The 252-nt window shown below is 64.3% G+C and carries 1 protein-coding gene; it reads left to right on the forward strand.

What is annotated here, in order from left to right; genetic code table 11:
- The coding region (locus tag ACM6I0_RS24390) for an immunoglobulin-like domain-containing protein (protein ID WP_414923487.1) at positions 1-252 on the forward strand (252 nt) is incomplete at both ends.

Consider the following 252-nt stretch of genomic DNA (forward strand, 5'->3'; position numbering starts at 1 on the left):
TGCGGCGGTGACCAACGTCACCGACACCCTCGACACCTCGACCGTCAAACTCACTGCCACCGGCAGTGCGGCCGAAGGCGGTGTCGTCACGTACACCGCCACCGTCGGTGCCCCCGTAACCGGTTCGCCGGTGACCGTGTCCTTGGCCAACGGCCAGACCATTACCATCGACATCGGCAAAACCACCGGCTTCACCACCACCCTGGCACCGAACGATGCGTTGACCGGTCACGCACCACTGACCAACTCGAT

It is taken from the genome of Pseudomonas sp. IT-P294 (genome assembly GCF_949767865.1).
GTDB lineage: Bacteria > Pseudomonadota > Gammaproteobacteria > Pseudomonadales > Pseudomonadaceae > Aquipseudomonas.